Source organism: Clostridium sp. FS41 (assembly GCF_000954015.1).
GTDB classification, from domain to species: Bacteria; Bacillota; Clostridia; order Lachnospirales; family Lachnospiraceae; genus Enterocloster; species Enterocloster citroniae.
The window spans coordinates 1-546 of the sequence record NZ_JYHN01000050.1 but is presented as its reverse complement, the minus strand read 5'-3'; the positions used below and the strand labels follow the sequence as shown (position 1 = coordinate 546).

Below are 546 nucleotides of genomic sequence, written 5' to 3'. Positions count from 1 at the left end.
CCAAAAACAATCTTGTTATTTAAACCCCCAGCTATGTTGATACGCTCATATAAATCGTCCAATCTAACTTTCATCCGGGGGATATCTGTGGATTGCCTCTGTCCCTGCCCCTCGTAACTGGCATTCGCTTCCCTCGCCATCTCTATCCCTCCTGTCCTACGGCTTTTCTGGCCTTAATCGTGCCAGACAATGCCCCGCCATTGAAATTCAGCTTATGCTCGTACAACTGCACTTGCAGCCCATCTACATATCGATTCTCTAGGAATACAATATCCCCTGCATCCAGCCTTGGTTCCCCGCGATATGCTATGTCGTACTCAATGTCATTAACAAAATAGTTCCCCAGCCAGTCCGCCTGCAGCTGTGCCAGGTCCTCCTCGCTGATTAGCGGATTGCTCCACTCCTCCACGGTGCCGGTTGTATTGATGGCCTTGGAATATAGCTTACTGGTCACCACATAGGCCTTGCCGTCCACCACAAACTCATGCTCCCCGGTCAGCCTTGATACGTCCACGGATGCATAATAGTTACTGCTGCCTGTGATGG

1 pseudogene is annotated in these 546 nt (G+C 50.4%); it reads right to left on the bottom strand.

Annotated elements, in window-relative coordinates:
* Window positions 1-142: 142 nt before the first annotated feature.
* Window positions 143-546, bottom strand: a pseudogene (locus CLFS41_RS30065) (hypothetical protein); the annotation flags it as partial.